This window comes from Pseudonocardia sp. CA-142604 (genome assembly GCF_050948475.1).
Classification (GTDB): domain Bacteria; phylum Actinomycetota; class Actinomycetes; order Mycobacteriales; family Pseudonocardiaceae; genus Pseudonocardia; species Pseudonocardia alaniniphila.
Window position 1 is genome coordinate 8,085,953 of record NZ_CP192045.1, and the last position, 17,093, is coordinate 8,103,045.

At 72.8% G+C, this 17,093-nt stretch carries 14 protein-coding genes; 1 reads left to right on the forward strand and 13 read right to left on the reverse strand.

What is annotated here, in order from left to right:
- Positions 1-58: 58 nt before the first annotated feature.
- The 9 genes from proB to ACQPZQ_RS36645 all read right to left on the reverse strand — a co-directional run bounded on the left by proB (position 59) and on the right by ACQPZQ_RS36645 (position 11,151).
- Complete coding sequence (gene proB / locus ACQPZQ_RS36605) at positions 59-1,183, reverse strand: glutamate 5-kinase (protein ID WP_433288638.1); 1,125 nt, start codon at positions 1,181-1,183, stop codon at positions 59-61.
- Positions 1,180-2,742, reverse strand: a complete 1,563-nt coding sequence (gene obgE / locus ACQPZQ_RS36610) for a GTPase ObgE (RefSeq protein WP_433288640.1) — start codon at positions 2,740-2,742, stop codon at positions 1,180-1,182. The genes proB and obgE overlap by 4 nt, the downstream gene beginning before the upstream one ends.
- A gap of 83 nt (positions 2,743-2,825) precedes the next feature.
- Entirely contained in the window at positions 2,826-3,083 is a 258-nt protein-coding gene (rpmA, locus tag ACQPZQ_RS36615; protein WP_433288642.1) for a 50S ribosomal protein L27, read from the reverse strand.
- A gap of 12 nt (positions 3,084-3,095) precedes the next feature.
- Positions 3,096-3,404 (reverse strand): 50S ribosomal protein L21, encoded by a 309-nt coding sequence (rplU, locus tag ACQPZQ_RS36620; protein ID WP_433288644.1) that lies wholly within the window; start codon positions 3,402-3,404, stop codon positions 3,096-3,098.
- A gap of 129 nt (positions 3,405-3,533) precedes the next feature.
- Positions 3,534-6,719 (reverse strand): translation initiation factor IF-2 N-terminal domain-containing protein, encoded by a 3,186-nt coding sequence (locus ACQPZQ_RS36625; RefSeq protein ID WP_433288646.1) that lies wholly within the window; start codon positions 6,717-6,719, stop codon positions 3,534-3,536.
- A gap of 166 nt (positions 6,720-6,885) precedes the next feature.
- A complete protein-coding gene (locus ACQPZQ_RS36630; RefSeq protein WP_433288648.1) occupies positions 6,886-7,683 on the reverse strand; it encodes a TIGR03936 family radical SAM-associated protein in 798 nt (265 codons plus the stop codon).
- An 83-nt stretch (positions 7,684-7,766) separates the two neighbouring features.
- On the reverse strand, positions 7,767-8,648 hold the full coding sequence (locus ACQPZQ_RS36635; protein WP_433288650.1) for an AraC family transcriptional regulator: 882 nt from the start codon (positions 8,646-8,648) through the stop codon (positions 7,767-7,769).
- A gap of 39 nt (positions 8,649-8,687) precedes the next feature.
- A complete protein-coding gene (locus ACQPZQ_RS36640; protein WP_433288652.1) occupies positions 8,688-9,206 on the reverse strand; it encodes a GNAT family N-acetyltransferase in 519 nt (172 codons plus the stop codon).
- Positions 9,199-11,151: a TIGR03960 family B12-binding radical SAM protein gene (locus tag ACQPZQ_RS36645; RefSeq protein WP_433288654.1), complete on the reverse strand. Its 1,953-nt coding sequence runs from the start codon at positions 11,149-11,151 to the stop codon at positions 9,199-9,201. Before ACQPZQ_RS36645 ends, ACQPZQ_RS36640 begins: the two co-directional genes overlap by 8 nt.
- 141 nt (positions 11,152-11,292) lie before the next feature.
- Here ACQPZQ_RS36645 and ACQPZQ_RS36650 point away from each other — a divergent pair, with 141 nt between their 5' ends.
- Complete coding sequence (locus ACQPZQ_RS36650; RefSeq protein ID WP_433288656.1) at positions 11,293-13,563, forward strand: hypothetical protein; 2,271 nt, start codon at positions 11,293-11,295, stop codon at positions 13,561-13,563.
- Positions 13,564-13,581: 18 nt separating this feature from the next.
- On the opposite strand, the gene ACQPZQ_RS36655 is transcribed toward ACQPZQ_RS36650, so the two are convergent.
- The 4 genes from ACQPZQ_RS36655 to ACQPZQ_RS36670 form a co-directional block, all read right to left on the reverse strand.
- Positions 13,582-14,373, reverse strand: coding sequence for a hypothetical protein (locus tag ACQPZQ_RS36655; protein ID WP_433288658.1), 792 nt, complete (start codon positions 14,371-14,373; stop codon positions 13,582-13,584).
- 80 nt (positions 14,374-14,453) lie between these two features.
- Entirely contained in the window at positions 14,454-15,284 is an 831-nt protein-coding gene (locus ACQPZQ_RS36660) for an ABC transporter permease (protein WP_433288660.1), read from the reverse strand.
- Complete coding sequence (locus ACQPZQ_RS36665) at positions 15,281-16,123, reverse strand: ABC transporter permease (RefSeq protein ID WP_433288662.1); 843 nt, start codon at positions 16,121-16,123, stop codon at positions 15,281-15,283. The genes ACQPZQ_RS36660 and ACQPZQ_RS36665 overlap by 4 nt, the downstream gene beginning before the upstream one ends.
- Positions 16,123-17,046 carry an ABC transporter ATP-binding protein gene (locus ACQPZQ_RS36670; RefSeq protein WP_433288664.1) on the reverse strand — a complete coding sequence of 308 codons (924 nt, stop codon included), beginning with the start codon at positions 17,044-17,046 and terminating at the stop codon, positions 16,123-16,125. The genes ACQPZQ_RS36665 and ACQPZQ_RS36670 overlap by 1 nt, the downstream gene beginning before the upstream one ends.
- Between the last annotated feature and the right edge of the window lie 47 nt (positions 17,047-17,093).

Genomic DNA, 17,093 nt, shown 5'->3' on the forward strand with positions numbered 1-17,093 from the left:
GAATCCGCGACTCGCAGGAACGAGGACGAACCGCGCTGCGGGGACACGGCGTCGTGGGTCAGAAGGTGGTCAGGGGGACCAGGTCGTCGGCGTGAACCACCTCGCGGCGCTGTTCGGGGGCCAGGTCGCGAGAGCGGCGGCCGATGAGCGCGGGCAGTTCCGTGGCGTCGAACCCCACCACCCCGCGCGCGACGACCTGTCCGTGCGGCCCCACGAGGTCCACCACGTCACCCGCGACGAAGTCGCCGGAGATCCCGTGGATGCCTGCGGCGAGCAGGGAGCGGCGGCGGCCGATCACCGCGGCCACGGCGCCGGCATCGAGGTCGAGGGAGCCGCGCACGTCCGCCGCGTGGCGCAGCCAGAAGCGGCGGGCCGACATCCGCCGCCCGGACGGCCGGAACGCGGTGCCCACCTTGGGGCCTGTCTCCGAGGCGTCGAGGGCGGAGGTGACGTCCTCGGCCGCTGCGAGCAGCACGGGGATGCCCGCGGCGGCGGCCATCGCGGCCGCCGTGATCTTGGTGGCCATCCCGCCACGCCCGAGGCTCCCCTCGCCCGGGCGGGCGACCCGAACCGATTCGAGGTCCGTCGGCGCATCCACCTCGCTGAGCAGCCGCGATCCGGGCAGCCGCGGGTCGCCGTCGTACAGGCCGTCGACGTCCGAGAGCAGCACGAGCCCGTCGGCTCCGATCAGGTGGGCGACGAGCGCGGCCAGCCGGTCGTTGTCGCCGACGCGGATCTCGTCGGTGGCCACCGTGTCGTTCTCGTTCACCACCGGGAGCACGCCCAGGCCGAGCAGCCGCTCCAACGTGCGCTGGGCGTTGCGGTAGTGGGCGCGGCGGATCATGTCGTCGGCGGTGAGCAGCACCTGCCCGATCGCCTGCCCGTGCCGCCCGAACGACGCCGCGTAGGCCTGTGCGAGCAACAGCTGCCCGACGGACGCCGCGGCCTGCTGGGTGGCGAGGTCCCGGGGACGGCGGGCCAGCCCGAGCGGGGCGAGGCCCGCCGCGATCGCCCCCGACGACACGAGCACCACCTGGCTGCCCGCGCTGCGGCGGGCGATGAGCGCATCGACGAGCGCATCGAGCCGCAGCGGATCGAGCCCGCCGTCGAGGCTGGTCAGCGACGACGACCCGACCTTGACGACGATCCGGCGCGCCTCGGCCAGCTGTTTTCTGGCAGTCACGGCCTGGTCCGGGGCCGATCCCCGGAGTCCGCAGGCTCGTCCCACACGGCGTCGTCCCAGGTGCCACCCGCATCCGGGTCGGTCCACCGTTCGGCCGGCCCGTCCGGCTCCTCCATGAACAGCTCCGCATCGGTGCGTGGTCTGCGCCGCTCGATGCGGGCTGCCTTGCGCTCGGCGGCGCTGACGCGGGAGTCACGGTCCAGCCGCCGGTCGGTGCCGCGGCCGGACATCAGCACGGCGACACCGGCGGGCGTGCTCGGCTCCCAGTCGAACGTGACGTCGCCGATGGTCACCGGGCAGCCCGGCTTCGCGCCTGCCTTGGCGAGGGCCTCCTCCACGCCGAGCCGCGCGAGGCGGTCGCCGAGGTACCCGACGGCCTCGTCGTTGTCGAACGACGTCTGCCGGATCCACCGCTCGGGGCGGGAGCCGCGAACAATGAAACCGCCGGGCAGCTCGGGGTCCTCCTCGATCGTGAACCCGGCGTCGTCCACCGCCTGTGGGCGCAGCACGATTCGGGTGGGTTCGGCCACCGGCTGGGCGGCACGGTAGGCCCGCACCTGCTCGGCCATGGCGAACGTCAGCTCCCGGAGCCCGGCGCGGCTCGCGGTGGAGATCGGGAAGACCGGCCAGCCGTAGCGCTCGGTGAGCTCGGCCGTGACGAGCTCGGCCATCTCCTGGGCGTCGGGGACGTCGATCTTGTTCAGCGCGATCAGCCGGGGCCGCTCGGACAGCTCGCCGCCCAGCGCCGGGGTGTAGCGGGCGAGTTCGTCCTCCAGCGCCTGGACGTCGGACACCGGGTCACGGCCGGGCTCGAACGTGGCGCAGTCGACGACGTGCACGAGCACCGAGCAGCGTTCGATGTGGCGCAGGAAGTCCAGGCCCAGACCGCGGCCCTCGGACGCCCCGGGGATGAGACCCGGAACGTCGGCGACGGTGTAGACCTCCTCGCCTGCGGTGACGACACCGAGCTGCGGCACGAGCGTGGTGAACGGGTAGTCGGCGATCTTCGGCCGCGCCGCGGACAGGGCCGCGACCAGCGACGACTTGCCCGCGGACGGGAACCCGACGAGGCCGACGTCGGCCATCGACCGCAGTTCGAGCGTGAGGTCGCGGCTCTCTCCGGGCTCGCCGAGGAGGGCGAATCCGGGGGCCTTGCGGGCCTGTGAGGCGAGCGCGGCGTTGCCCAGCCCGCCACGCCCACCCTCCGCCGCGACGAAACGGGTGCCGGCGCCGACGAGGTCGGCGATGATCTCGCCGTTGTCGTCGAACACGACGGTGCCGTCGGGCACCCGTAGCTCCATGTCCTCGGCGTTGGCGCCGGCGCGGAACCCGCCCTGGCCCTGCTTGCCGTTGCGAGCCATCGCGTGCGGGCGGTGGTGGAAGTCGAGCAGGGTGTGGACCCCGGGGTCCACGACGAGAACGATCGAGCCGCCCTGCCCGCCGTTGCCGCCGTCAGGGCCGCCGAGCGGCTTGAACTTCTCGCGGTGCACCGAGGCGCAGCCGTTGCCGCCCGCCCCCGCGGTGGCGTGCAGCACCACCCGGTCCACGAACTTCGACATCGACCTCTCCTCACACACGACGACGGCGGGCCACCCACCGAGGGCGGCCCGCCGTCTCTAGAAGAACTGGGGTGGTACCGGCCTCAGGCCGACACCGGCACGATGTTGACGACCTTGCGGCCGCGGGTGTAGCCGAACTCGACCGCACCCTCGACGAGCGCGAAGAGCGTGTCGTCGCCGCCCCGTCCGACGCCGGTGCCCGGGTGGAACTTGGTGCCGCGCTGGCGGACGATGATCTCGCCCGCGCCGACGACCTGACCGCCGAAGCGCTTCACGCCGAGGCGCTGCGCGTTGGAATCGCGCCCGTTGCGTGAGCTGGACGCACCCTTCTTGTGTGCCATGGCTGCGTCTCCTTACTTCGCGATGCCGGTGACCTGGACCTTCGTCAGCGGCTGACGGTGCCCCTGACGCTTGTGGTACCCGGTCTTGTTCTTGAACTTGTGGATCCGGATCTTCGGGCCCTTGGTGTGCTCGACGACCGTGGCGGTGACCGACGCGGCGGCCAGCGCGTCCGCGTCAGTGGTGACGTCGTCGCCATCCACCAGGAGCACGGCCGGGAGGCTGACCTCCGCACCGGGCTCACCGTCGATCTTCTCGACGGTGACCACGTCGTCGACGGCCACCTTGTACTGCTTGCCGCCGGTCTTGACGATCGCGTACATCGACGCACTGCTCCTAGCTCGTGGGACGAGAGACAGAACCGGAACCTCTGTGGCTCTGCAAGTGCCGCGGCAGCCGACGGACGGAGCGCGACGCAGGGACCCCAGGGTACGGAAGGGCTACGGGATGGTTCAAACCGGGTCTCCCCCGCTCTCCCCGCCTGCCGGCGGACCGGCCGGACGGGAGGCCGCACGGCGGGTGCGCCGCGGCCTGGTGAGGGTGGGCTCCGGCTGCGGCGGCGCGGAGACCGACGCGACCGGCTGGCTCGCCGTTGCCGTCGGCACCGTGACCACGGCGGCCACCGGTGCATCGCCTGCGACCGCGCTGGGCGCTCCGGCCGTGCGCGTGACCCGGCCCCGTCGGCGCGGCCGCGGCTCTGCCGCGGGCTCGGGAGCAGCAGGAACGGTGTCGCCGGCGTCCGTCGATTCGGCTGCGGGCGATTCGACGGCAGGCGATCCGGCGGCGGGCGATTCGGCCGGGGCCGGGGCGGTCCGCTCGGCGAGCGAGCGCTCGACGACGACCTCCTCGACGGCATCGGCGGCGACATCGACGGGCCGTGCCTGCGGCGACGTCTCGACCACCCCACGCCGGACGATCCGGCGGCCGGTGCGGCGACCGGTGGTGGCGGGCGCCTCGACGGCCGGCGGCTCTACGGCCGGAGCATCGACGACGGGCGCGTCGGCGACCTCGGCGGCGTCGACCACCGTGTCGTCGGCCACGACAGGAGCCTCGACGAGGTCCGGAGCATCGGCCGCGGGCAGGTCCTCCGTCACCGGCACCGGAGCGCCGACGTCGATCGTGGCCTCGGAGGCGTCCGGCTTCTGGTCGGTCTCGTCGGCAGGCACAGCGACGGGAGCGGCGGCGGGCTCGGTGTCGACGCGGGCGCCGTTGTACTGCCCGGCGTGGCCGTTGCGCTCCTCGCCCTCGCCGCGGCGGCCACGGCGCTGCCGGCGGCTGGACACGTCCCGGTCGGAACGCTCCGAGCGATCCCGGCCGGAGTCGCCGCGGTCACCCAGCGGATCGGTGTTGACGACCACCCCGCGGCCGCGGCAGTGCTCGCAGGGAGTGGAGAAGTGCTCGAGGAGCCCTCCACCGACGCGCTTGCGCGTCATCTGCACGAGGCCCAGCGAGGTGACCTCGGCGACCTGGTGGCGCGTGCGGTCGCGGGCCAGGCACTCGGTGAGCCTCCGCAGCACCAGGTCGCGGTTGGCCTCGAGCACCATGTCGATGAAGTCGATGACGATGATGCCGCCGATGTCACGCAGCCGCAGCTGGCGGACGACCTCCTCGGCCGCCTCCAGGTTGTTGCGGGTGACGGTCTCCTCGAGGTTGCCGCCGGAGCCGGTGAACTTGCCGGTGTTGACGTCGATGACCGTCATCGCCTCGGTGCGGTCGATCACCAGCGTGCCACCGGACGGCAGCCAGACCTTGCGGTCCAGCGCCTTGAGCAGCTGCTCGTCGATGCGGTACTCGGCGAAGACGTCGGACGGGCCGACGTGGCGGTGGAGCCGGTCGGCCAGCTCCGAAGCGACGTGCCCGACGTAGTTCTGCAGGGTGTCCCAGGCGTCGTCGCCCTCGACGATCAGACGCGAGAAGTCCTCGTTGAACTGGTCACGGACGACCTTGAGGAGCAGGTCGGGCTCCTCGTAGAGCAGCACGGGGGCCTTGGGCTTGCTCGGGCCGGTCTGCTCGGCCTTGGTACGGATGACGTCCCACTGCGCCTGCAGCCTGCGGACGTCACGCTCCAGCGCCTCGTGGCTCACGCCCTCCGACGCCGTGCGGATGATCACCCCGGCGTCGTTGGGGACGATCTCCTTGAGCATGTCCTTGAGCCGCTTGCGCTCGACGTCGGGCAGCTTGCGGCTGATCCCCGCGGCACCGCCGGACGGGACGTAGACGAGGAAGCGGCCCGCCAGGCTGATCTGGGTGGTGAGCCGGGCGCCCTTGTGCCCGATGGGGTCCTTCGTGACCTGCACGAGCACGCTGTCGCCACTGGAGAGCGCCTGCTCGATGCGGCGTGCCTTGCCGCCGAGACCGGCGGCGTCCCAGTCGACCTCGCCGGCGTACAGCACGGCGTTGCGACCGCGGCCGATGTCGACGAACGCGGCCTCCATGCTCGGCAGCACGTTCTGGACGCGGCCGAGGTAGATGTTGCCGACCATCGACGGCCCGGTGCCGCCGTGGTCGGTGACGAAGTGCTCGACGAGGACGTCGTCCTCGAGCACCGCGATCTCGACGCGGTCGCCGTGCTCCCGCACGACCATCGCCCGGTCGACGGACTCGCGGCGGGCGAGGAACTCCGCCTCGGACAGGATCGGGACGCGGCGGCGGCCGGCGTCGCGGCCGTCCCGACGGCGCTGGCGCTTGGCCTCCAGCCGGGTGGACCCGCGCACGCTCTGCACGCCGTCGCCGTCGCTGCTGTCGTCGGAGCGCTCGCGCGGCTGGCGCACTCGAACGACGGTGTTCGGCGTGTCGGCCTCGTCGGGCTGGTCGCTCTCATCGCCCGTACCACGCCGGCGCCGGCGCCGGCGGCGGCGGCGCGAGCCGCCGGTCTCGTCGTCTCCGTCGCGGTCGCCGTCGTCGTCGTCGCGGTCGGCATCCGACTCGGCGCCGGAGCCCTCGGCTTCGGCGGTGTCGGTGTCTCCTGTGTCGGCCCGGGCGGCTTCCGCCGAGTCGTCGCTGTCGTCGGACTCGTCGGAGCTGTTCTCGTCCTCGAACCCGTCGCCACCACGGCCGCGGCCACGGCCACGGCGCCCACGGCGTCTGCGGCGGCGGGTGCCGTCGCCGTCCTCGTCGGAGTCGTCGCTCGCCTCGGCAGCGACGGGCTCGGCGGCCGGTTCGGGGGCGCTGATCGGCTCGGGGGCGGGAGCCGGCGGGCCAGGTTCGTCGGCCACGGCCTCGGGCTCGCCTCCGCGACGGCGGGTGCGGGCGGGCCGGGTGGGCGGCTGGAACAGCGGCGTGGGGGGCGCGAAGACCGGCGTGAGCGGCGCCGCGGGCTCCTCGGCGGCGTGCTCCTCCTCGACAGTGGCCGCGGCGGGCTCATCGGGGCCGCTCGCGGGCTCGGCCTGACCGGCCGAGGACTCTGGAACGCCTGGCAGCAGGGCGGTGACCACCTGCTCGGCGGACTTACGGTCGATGCTCGACTGCGCGCTACGCGCCTCGACGCCCAGATCGGCCAGCGTGGCGAGCACCTCGCGGCTCGTGCGCCCGAGCACCTTCGCCAGCGCGTGCACCCGCATTCGTTCGGGCAGTTCGTCCAGGCCGGGTACGGTGACGGGCCCGCCGGCGCTACCGGCAGGCGAATCGTTATTCGACATTCAGCTCCTCCGCCCCCGGGCGCCTCCTGGGAGGCGGCCACGCGGGGACACGTGCAGTTCTTTCTCTCCGCGCGGTGCGCGACGAGCAATCCTTGGTCTGGCTCCCGCCCCGGGGGGCGGCTGTGTACTCGACGACGCGCCGTGACCGGCGAGCCGACCCGCCCTTTCAGGCGCGGGTGGTGACCCGGTCGGAACCGAGTGGGTCGGCCAAGTCGCCTCGATGGTCGAGCAGTCCCTGAGCCATCCGAGTCGCCTTCGCGGGCACCGTCGGCCTGAGGCCTGCGACAACGTCGAGTGCACCCAACACGTCATCGGGTCGAACGGCGGGTGTCGTCTGCCGTACGACCACTGCCATTATCGCACAGGATGGTGACTGATCGGGCGACGTCGAACCTGAGAGACCTGACGAGACGCCGTCGGCCGCGTCCACGACGTCGGCACGCACCAGCGCAGCGCGCACGTCGATCTGCCGCCGTCCGGACGGTGTGACCCGCTCGACGACGACCGACGACTCGGCCTGCAGCGCCGAGAACGCGGCCCGAAGGGTGTCGGGCGCGACACCGGAGAGCTCGATCAACCAGCGGCTGCCGTCGATGCGCTCGGCCAGCGCAGCGCCGTCGGCCACAACGGCCTCGAGCACGTCGAGGCCGTCGGGCAGGGCCGCGTCGAGCGCGCCGATGAGTGCCGCGGGATCGACGGGTTCGGTCAGGCCGATCTCCAGGTACTCCGCCTCACTGGCCGAGCCGGTGGGCGCAGCCCCGATCCAGGACAGCCGTGGGTGTGGGCTGAAGCCGTGGGAGTGCGCCACCGGCACGCCTGCGCGGCGCACGGCACGCTCGAAGCTGCGTGCCACGTCGCGGTGGGAGAGGAAGCGCAGGCGGCCGCGCTTCGCGAACCGCACCCGTACGCGCTGAACGGTGGGCGGAGCAGGGTTCGCCGCCTCTCCGGGGCGCACGCGGGCCATGCGCAGAGCGTACGAGCATCCGCCGAGCGCTCGCGTCGTGGGCGCCCGGCCCGCTGCCATCAGGGCGTTCCGCCCGTTGCGGACTATGCGCGCCGTTGCCGCCGATAGGCCGTCGGTGATGTGCCCACGGTGCGGGTGAAAACCGTCGACAGATGGGCCGGGCTGCTGAAACCGCACAGGTAGGCGATCTCACCGACGGGCAGCGAACCGTTCTCCAGGTGATGCCGGGCGATCTCCACGCGCAGTTCGGTGAGATGGCGGTGCGGAGTTCGTCCGGTCGCCGCTTTGAACACGCGCAGGAAATGGAATGTGCTCAGCCCCGCCTCGCGGGCCATCTCGGCCAGGGTGAGGTTCTGGTGCAGATTGTCCCGCATGAAGTCCAGCACCCGCCGGATGCGCACGTCCTCGCGCCGTGGAACCGGTGAGAGGAAACGGCCGGTGTGGTGCACGAGGATGTGCACCGCGAGAAACTCGGCCGCCGACTCCGCATACAGGTCGGGCGCGCCGGCCGCGGCGGCGTTCGCGAGCGCGAGCATCATCTGCATCAGCACGGGATCCGTCAGGGCGAGCGAGTCGGCCCTGGGCGCCTCCTGCGGGCACACCTCGTCCGCCACCCGGTGGAGGACGCTGCCCGGCAGATAGATGTGGAGCCTGCTGATCGGCTCCGGCGACGTGCTCCGCCAGCGCAGCCGCGTGAGCCGGTTCGGCGCGGTCAACCCGATCGACCCAGGTGCGTACCGGGCGTTGCGCCAGCGACCGTCCGCCCCGGACTCGATAGCCATTCGGCCCGACATCACCAGGACGAGCTGCTGGTCGTCACTCGGTGGCACCTCCACCTGCTCGACCACCGGGTCGTCGTCGAAGCGGCGCACGAGCAAGGACCGCCAGCCCGCCTCCTCCCAACTGCAGAACATGCGCCGCGAGTGCGCGCTCTCGTCCAGCTCCAGCGCGTCGAACTCGGCCACCCCGGTCCCCCTTCCCGTGCCGCGGGCGAGATCGGATGCTCAGGCAGGCGGTGCCGGAAGGGTCGACGGGTCGAGCATGAGCAACTGCTCACCCGCCGCCACGAAACCCGCCCGCCGGTAGAACGGTGCGCTGCCGGCCGTGGGGGCGAGCAGCAGCCGCCGGTAGCGGCGATCCCGGGCGTGCTCCAGCGCGGCAGCCAGCAGGGCCGCCGGCACACCGCGGTCGGCGAAGGCCGACAGCACGAAGGCGTTGCCGACGTGCCCGATGCGCCCGCCCCGCGCGCCGGGCCGGGGCATGTGCACGATCTCGACGACGTTGATCGAGCCGATCGCGGTGAAGCCGCTGCGCTGCGATCCGACCTCGGCCAGCCAGAACGTCCGCCGGGGCAGCTCCACGCGCCACCACTGTTCGAAGGCTGCCTCGAACCCGGGGTCGTCGATCGGCTCGCCCGTGCGTTCCTCCAGCCACGCGCGGCGCAGGCCGGCCAATGCGAGCACATCGCGCTCGTCGGCGACTCGGATGGTGACCTGCGGACCGGACCCGGGACGCTCAGCCACTCGCGCCCGAGGCTCCGGCCACCGGATTCACGACAGCCAGCGGGATGAGCTTCGTGCCGCTCGGGCCGACCTGGATGTCCGTGCCGGTGGAGGGGCAGACACCGCAGTCGAAGCACGGCGTCCACCGGCAGTCGTCCTGCTCACGGCCCGACAGGGCGTCCTGCCAGTCGTCCCACAGCCAGTCGCGCTCCAGGCCCGAGTCGAGGTGGTCCCACGGGAGCATCTCGTCGCGGCCGCGCTCGCGCGTGGTGAACCAGTCGAGCGAGACGCCGAGCGGCTCCAGCTCCGCAGCCGACGCCCCGACCCACCGCTCGTAGGAGAAGTGCTCGCTCCAGCCGTCGAACCGGCCGCCGTCGCGCCACACCCGTTCGATCACCCGGCCCACGCGGCGGTCACCACGTGCGAGCAGGCCTTCGATCAACGAAGGCTGCCCGTCGTGATAGCGCATCCCGACGTTGCGGCCGAGCTTGCGGTTGCTGTTGACGGCCGCGCGCAGCTTGCGCAGCCGGTCGTCGACCACGTCGGGGTGCGCCTGCGCGGCCCACTGGAACGGGGTGTGCGGCTTGGGCACGAACCCGCCGATCGAGATGGTGCACCGCACGTCGTTGCGCCCGGACGCCTCCCGGCCGGCGCGGATCACGTTGTGCGCCATGTCGGCGATCTGCAGGACGTCCTCGTCCTCCTCGGTGGGCAGGCCACACATGAAGTAGAGCTTCACCTGCCGCCAGCCCTGTGCGAACGCCTCCGAGACGGTGCGGATCAGGTCGTCCTCCGACACCATCTTGTTGATCACGCGGCGGATCCGCTCGGAACCGCCCTCCGGCGCGAAGGTGAGCCCGGAGCGGCGACCGTTGCGGGAGATCTCGTTGGCGAGGTCGATGTTGAACGCGTCGACGCGGGTGGAGGGGAGCGACAGCGATGTGTTCGTGCCCTCGTACCGGTCGGCCAGGCCCTTCGTGATCTCCGCGATCTCGGAGTGGTCGGCGCTCGACAGCGACAGCAGCCCGACCTCGTCGAACCCGCTGGCACGCACGGCGGAGTCGACCATCTCGCCGATGCCGGCCAGGGACCGCTCGCGCACCGGCCGGGTGATCATGCCCGCCTGGCAGAACCGGCAGCCGCGCGTGCAGCCACGGAAGATCTCCACGCTGGCACGCTCGTGCACCGTCTCGGCCAGCGGTACCAGCGGCTTCTTCGGGTACGGCCACGAGTCGAGGTCGATGGTGGTGCGCTTGGTGACGGTGCGCGGCACGCGCTCCCCGGTCGGGGTGACCGCGGCGATCGCGCCGTCGTCGCCGTAGGTCACGGTGTAGAGCGACGGGACGTAGCAGCCGTCCGTGGCCGCGAGTCGCAGCAGCAACTCGGGACGGCCACCGGGCCTGCCCTCGGCCTTCCACTGCTTGACGACGTCGGTGATCTCCCCGACCACCTCCTCGCCGTCGCCGATCGCGGCCACGTCGATGAAGTCGGCGATCGGCTCCGGGTTGAACGCCGCGTGGCCACCGGCCACCACGACGACATCGTCGATACCGCGATCGGCCGCGTGCAGCGGGATGCCGGCGAGATCCAGCGACGTGAGCAGGTTGGTGTAGCCGAGCTCGGTGGAGAAGCTCACGCCGAGCAGGTCGAAGGCCCCGAGCGGCCGGTGACCGTCCACCGTGAACGCGGGCACGCCGTGCTCGCGCATCAGCGCCTCGAGGTCGGGCCACACGGAGTAGCAGCGCTCGGCGAGCGCGTCGTCCCGTTCGTTGAGCAGCTCGTAGAGGATCATGACGCCTTGGTTGGGCAGGCCCACCTCGTAGGCGTCGGGGTACATGAGCGCCCATCGGACGGCAGCCGACTCCCAGTCCTTGAGCTGCGCGTTCAGCTCGCCGCCGACGTACTGCACCGGCTTGGACACCCTCGGCAGCAGCGGTTCCAGCTCGGCGAACACGGTGGGGGCCATCACGTCACCACTGGTGGGAGTAGGTCGCCGGTCACGCTGATCCAGGGTAGCCCCACCGGCGAAGCGCCCGTCGACCGCGCGGCACCCATTCCGGTCGCCGGGTGGGTACGGTGACCGCCCGGACGAACGAGGGGGGCGCCGATGGCGATCGGACGCACGCCACCCGCCCTGCTCACGGCGGTCGCGCTGGTGGCCGTCCCCGCGGTGACGTTGCCGCTGCCGTGGTGGACCGCGCCCCGCCGGCCCGTGGTGCTCAGCGGCACCGGGCCCGCCGTGCCGGGAGATGCCGCACGCTGGTCGGGCTGGGAGGTCATCGGCACCGCGGGGGCCGCCGTGCTGGTCGCGCTCGTCGTGGCGGCCGCGGCCGTCGTGCTCCTGTACGCCCGACGCGGCGGGCGCTGGGCCGTCGCGGCGCGGGTGCTCGTGGCGGTGGCGGGAGCGGCGTTCGTCGCGGCCGGGGTGTCGGTGCTTGCCGGGTGGGGTTCGGGCGCGGCCCTCGGCGCCGTGATCGCGCTGATCGCCGGCACCGGTGCCGTGCTCCTCGCCGCCGGCCGGACGCCACGCTTCCTCCTCGGCGCGCTACTGGCGGTCGCGCTCATCGCGGTTGCCGTGCCGGTGCTGCCCGGTGGACCGGGATCCGGCTCCGACGACCGCACCGCCGGACCGTTCGTGCGCATCGCCGAACTGGACGCTCCGCAGCTGCGCACCGGTACAGCCGGGCTCCCCGCGTCCCCCGAACCCCGCATCGTGCCCCTCGACGGCGGGGTCGGTATCGCGAACAGGGCCGGGCTCGCCGGTGTCGACCCCCGTGGACGCGCGGAGGTGCTCGCCCTGACCCCCGACGCCCCACCCACGACGCCCGGCCCGTCGATCCTCGGAGTGGACGAGGGCCGCGTCGCGCGCTGGTCGGGTGCGGAAGAGGTGACAGTCACCGGGCTCGACGCGACCGACCCCGTCGCCGTCACCGTGCACGGGGTGAGCGCCGCGAGCGTGGTCGGCCCGGACGGCACGATGTGGTTGCGCTCCACTGGCGACCCGCCCGGCACCGCACGCGTACTCGACCTCGCGGAACGAAACGGCACCCAGTCGGCCGCGGGCACCTTCCTGCCGGTGGTGTTCATCCTCGGGCCGGCCGACAGCGTGCCCGTCGATGTCACCGCGGTGCTTCCGCTGCGCGACGGTGCCCTGCGATTCGTCCCGCAGGCGGCCGGGGTTCGCCTGGAACGGATCTCCAGCGGACCGGCCGCCCGCGCGGAGGTTGACGTGCTGGCAGGCGGGCTCGACCCGTCGTGCGGACTCACGGCGTCCGGCCCGGCGACCTTCCTCCCCCATCAGAGCCCGCTCGCCGTCGACGCCGCGGGCGGGGTCTGGTTCGTCGCCGGGGACGGTGCCACGGCCCGGCTGGTCCGGCTGGATCCCTCCGGGGCGCTGCGCGCGGTGCCCTCCCCGCTCCCGGGCCCGGTCGGCTCGATCGCGGTGGCCCCATCCGGAGACGTCGTGCTGGCCTCTCTCGACCCCGGCGGACCTGCGCTGTGGCGGCTCCCGGAACCGGACTCCGCGCTCGGCGACCTCCCGGCACCTCCGGCGGGCTGCACTCCGAGCCCCGCCGCGGTTGCCCGGCCCGTCACGCTGGTGCCGGTGGCGAGGGCGGGACGCGACTCGCTCGGCGTCCCCCTCGGTGTCGACGGGCGGTGGGCGGCCGGGGCGCCGGGCGGCGAGGTGGCCGTCGTCGCCGCGGACGGAACCCGCACGCCCGTCGGCACGCGCTCGGACGGCATGAGAGGCCCGGTGTGGCCCGACGGTTCCGGCGGCGTGTGGTGGCTCGAGTCGGCCCCCGGCGGCACGCCCCGGACGCTCGTGCACGCCACTGCGGCAGGTGAGCAACGTTTCGCGCCCGTCGCAGATCCGGCGCCCACCGGGGGTGCCGACACGTTCCTCGTCACCGACCTCGGTGGCCGCCCACCGCTGCTCGCCACGCCCACGGGCGCCTTCCGGATCGACGGCGGTGCGCCCGTGAGCACGGTCGAGGGCCGGATCGACGGTGGCGTGGTCCGCAGCGACGGCCGCGGCTGGGTGCTCGCCGACGGCCGGCTGCTCGCACTCGACGGCGACCGGGTTCTCGGACCGGTGATCGACGCGGGCGAGCGGCGCGGCGACACCACCCCGGTGGCGGTGCAGTTGGCACGGGGCGTCGCGCCTGCGGCGCTCGCGTTGCCGCGCGCAACCGTCGGGCTCGACGGGTCCGGGCGGCCGCTCGTGGTCTCCGACGACGTGGTGCTCGCCGTCGGCGCCGACGGGGCCGTCACCGTGGTGGCCCAGGACCGGCGGCTGGCCGGCCTCGGACTCTTCGCCGCCGAAGGCGGGCTGATGGCCTACGACACCGGAGATGTGCTCCGGGTGGACCTCCCCTGACCCAGCGCGCGGACGGGGTCAGCCCCAGGCGGCGCGCATCGGGTTGCCCGCAGTGGTGAGCCTGCGGGTGGTGGAAGCGATGATCATGACGATCGCGATCGCGCCGGCAACCACCACCGCGGCGGGCGGGTCGTTCAGCGCGATGCCGGCCGCTGCCCACACCGCGGCGACCGAGTAGCCGATGACGGCCGTGCCGGCGAGCACCACCCACGACGCGATCACCGACACCGCCAGCAGCACGACGACCGCCGCGATCGCCGCCAGCGCGCCGGAGCCGGGCAGGCCCATCCACGCCCCGGTGGCCGCGGTGGCGAGCGCGATGGCGAACGACACCCATCCCGTGTAGAGCGCGACCGTGCCGCGCAGGACAACACGTTCGAGGACGCTCTCGGCAGGCTGCCTGCTGAGCCGGCCGAACACGACCGCCAACGCGACCAGCAGCATCACGATCAGCAGCTCGGCCAGTGGCACCCAGCCCGACCCGAACGCCAGCACCCAGCCGATGTTGACCACCGCGGAGAACGCGAGCCACCAGCCGATCTCGCGGTGGAGCTGCCGACCCCACTGCCCCGGCAACGCCTGGTACACGGCATAGCCGAGGAACCCGACGTAGATGGGGCCCCAAATGGCGAACGCCCAATCGGCGGCCAGCAACGGCGTGGCGTACTCGCGAGCCACCACCCCGATGGAGTCGTGCGTGCCCCCGGTTTCCGCGAGCACGGAAACGACGATCTGGAGCACCGCGAACACCGCCACCAGGATCCTGCGGACGAGGTCGGCGAGCACTGGTCGCCGGGACGTCACCGTCATGGGCGCCATTGTCTGCCTGCCCGCAGGCGTCGGGCCAGCCGAGTTCGCTCGACGGAACCGGAGACTCGGACGAGCGGAGGCTAGCGCAGCAACAGGGCATCGAGCCGGCGCGACGCGACGGTGACACCGACCGCAATCATCACGACGAAGTACGTCAGGTGTCCGAGCATCCCGAGGTGCACCGCGCCGGTGGTGAGCCCCCGCATCAGCTCCACCGCATGGAAGAGCGGAAGGCACTCCACCACGATCTGCAGCCACCGCGGATACACCGAGAGCGGGTAGAAGGTGGTGGAGAACAGGAACATCGGCAGGATCACGAGCGTGACCAGGTCGAAGTCCTGCCACGACCGCATGTAGGACGTGGCCGCCATGCCGATGGCGGCGAAGGCGAACGCCACCACCAGAGCGGCCGGCAGCGCGAGCAGCGCCCAGGGAGAGACGAGGAGCCCGAAGCCCGCCATCACCGTGAGGAACCCGAGCGCGTAGAGCCCGCCGCGGATGAGCGCCCAGCCGATCTCTCCGAGCGCGATGTCGACCGTGCCGAGCGGGGTGGCCAGCATCGCGTCGTAGAGCTTGGCGTGCTTGAGCTTGAAGAAGACGTTGAAGGTGGCGTCGAACACGGCGCCGTTCATCGCCGAGGCGGCGAGTAGCCCCGGAGCGATGAAGGCCGCATAGCTGATGGGGCTGCCGTCGGGCCCGGGCAGCGTGCCGACCAGCGATCCGAGCCCCTGCCCCATCGCGACGAGATAGAACACCGGCTCGAAGAACCCCGAGACGAACGCGAGCCACGCCCGCCGGGAAGCGGTGGCCGAGCGCAGCAGCAACGCGTGGGAGCGCCCCGCGTAGCTCCCGGCCGGGAGCAGGCGCAACAACCCGCCGGCCGCCGGCGGAGCGGGAACCTGCGTGGTCACCTGGTGAGCCTCCTGGTGAAGAACCGGGTGGCGAGCGCGATCCCGAGCGCGAGGAGCGCACAGAGGTAGGCCAGGTGGCCCAGCGCGGCGAGGGGCTGCCACCGGTCGAGGGCCGCCGCGCGGGCGAGCTCGGTGCCGTGCCAGAGCGGCGAGACGAACGCGACGGGCTGCACCCACTCCGGCAGCCGGTCGACCGGGAAGAACGTGCCCGAGAACAACGTCATCGGGATGACGACGAAGCGGAACAGGGCGTTGAACGCGGCACCCTCGTTCTCGACGGTGGCGGAGAACGCGGTGACGAGCGACGCCATCGCGGCCCCGGTGAGCACGGCTGCCAGCAGCGACCCCACGATGCCCACGCTCGTGACGCCACCGAACAGGGCGATCACGACGACGTAGACGGCACCGGAGCCAGCCGTCTTGAGCGCGACCCAGACGAGGTGCCCGAGCGCCACCTGGGCCGGGGAGATCGGGCTCGCGGTCATCGCGTGGTAGACCCGCTGCCACTTGAACCCCGACAGCACCGGGTAGGTGGACTCGAACGCCGCACTCTGCACCGCCGAGACGGCCAGCAGCGCGGGCGCGAGCCACACCAGGTAGTCGACGCCGCCGGTTGCCGCCTGCGCGCTGCCGGTGCCGGCGACGAGCGAGCCGAAGCCCACCCCGAAGGCCAGCAGGAACAGCAGCGGCTGCAGCACCGACGACACGACGGTGGCCCGCCAGTTGCGCCGGTACCAGGTCCAGAGGTGCTCCACGACGCGCAGCACGCCGCCCCACCGGCCCGGCGCCCGCCCGGTGGACCGCATGACGACCGGGGCGCTCCCGGTGCCGGCGGTCATCAGTCCACCAGTGTGCGGCCGGTGAGGCGGAGGAAGACGTCCTCCAGCGTGGAGCGCCGTGCCAGCGCCGACAGCGGCACGAAGCCGGCGCGCGCGACCTCGGCGTGGGTGTGCTCGCCGTCGGCGGAGTAGAGCAGCAGGCGGTCGGGCAACTCCTCCACCCGCTCGGCGAACCGCGCGAGTGCGGCGGCATCGGGGCGCTGCTCGACGTCGAACCGCAGCTCCAGCACCTCCCGGGTGGAGTACCGCCCGATCAGCTCGGCAGGTGACCCCTCCGCCACGATCACGCCGCCGTCCATCACCACGAGCCGATCGCACAGCTGCTCGGCCTCGTCCATGTAGTGGGTGGTGATGATCTGGGTGACGCCCTCGCGCTTGAGCCGGTAGAGCCGCTCCCACAGCAGGTGGCGCGCCTGCGGGTCGAGACCCGTGGTGGGCTCGTCGAGCAGCAGCAGCTCGGGGTCGTTGACCAGGGCACGCGCGATGGTGAGCCGGCGCTTCATCCCACCGGAGAGCGGCTCCACCTCGTGCTCGGCCCGTTCGGTGAGCTGCGCGAACTCGAGCAGCTCACTGGCCTTGGCCCGCACGTGGGCGCGGGACAGGCCGAAGTAGCGGCCGTAGATCTGCAGGTTCTGCCGGACCGTCAGCTCGGTGTCGAGGTTGTCGAGCTGGGGGACGACGCCGATGCGGGCCCGGATGCGCGGGCCGTCGACGTCGGGATCCATGCCCAGGACCTGCAGCGATCCGTCGGTGCGTGGGGAGACGCACGCGATCATCCGCATCGTGGACGACTTGCCGGCGCCGTTGGGGCCCAGGAAGCCGAACACCTCGCCGCGGGCGACGTCGATGTCGACGCCCCGGACCGCCTCGAAATCACCGAAACGCTTGCGCAGCCCGCGCGCCTGGACCAGCCCGTCTGCCACGTCCCGCACGGTAATGGACCTCCCCGACATAAATCGCGCGATATCGG

Bases quoted from the DNA above. Each gene is read 5' to 3' on its own strand.
- ACQPZQ_RS36650 (WP_433288656.1), top strand. From the start codon at position 11,293: ATGGCGATCGGACGCACGCCACCCGCCCTGCTCACGGCGGTCGCGCTG.
- ACQPZQ_RS36645 (WP_433288654.1), bottom strand. From the start codon at position 11,151: ATGGCCCCCACCGTGTTCGCCGAGCTGGAACCGCTGCTGCCGAGGGTG.
- obgE (WP_433288640.1), bottom strand. From the start codon at position 2,742: ATGTCGAAGTTCGTGGACCGGGTGGTGCTGCACGCCACCGCGGGGGCG.
- ACQPZQ_RS36655 (WP_433288658.1), bottom strand. From the start codon at position 14,373: ATGACGGTGACGTCCCGGCGACCAGTGCTCGCCGACCTCGTCCGCAGG.
- rplU (WP_433288644.1), bottom strand. From the start codon at position 3,404: ATGTACGCGATCGTCAAGACCGGCGGCAAGCAGTACAAGGTGGCCGTC.
- rpmA (WP_433288642.1), bottom strand. From the start codon at position 3,083: ATGGCACACAAGAAGGGTGCGTCCAGCTCACGCAACGGGCGCGATTCC.
- ACQPZQ_RS36625 (WP_433288646.1), bottom strand. From the start codon at position 6,719: ATGTCGAATAACGATTCGCCTGCCGGTAGCGCCGGCGGGCCCGTCACC.
- ACQPZQ_RS36665 (WP_433288662.1), bottom strand. From the start codon at position 16,123: ATGACCGCCGGCACCGGGAGCGCCCCGGTCGTCATGCGGTCCACCGGG.
- ACQPZQ_RS36630 (WP_433288648.1), bottom strand. From the start codon at position 7,683: ATGGCCCGCGTGCGCCCCGGAGAGGCGGCGAACCCTGCTCCGCCCACC.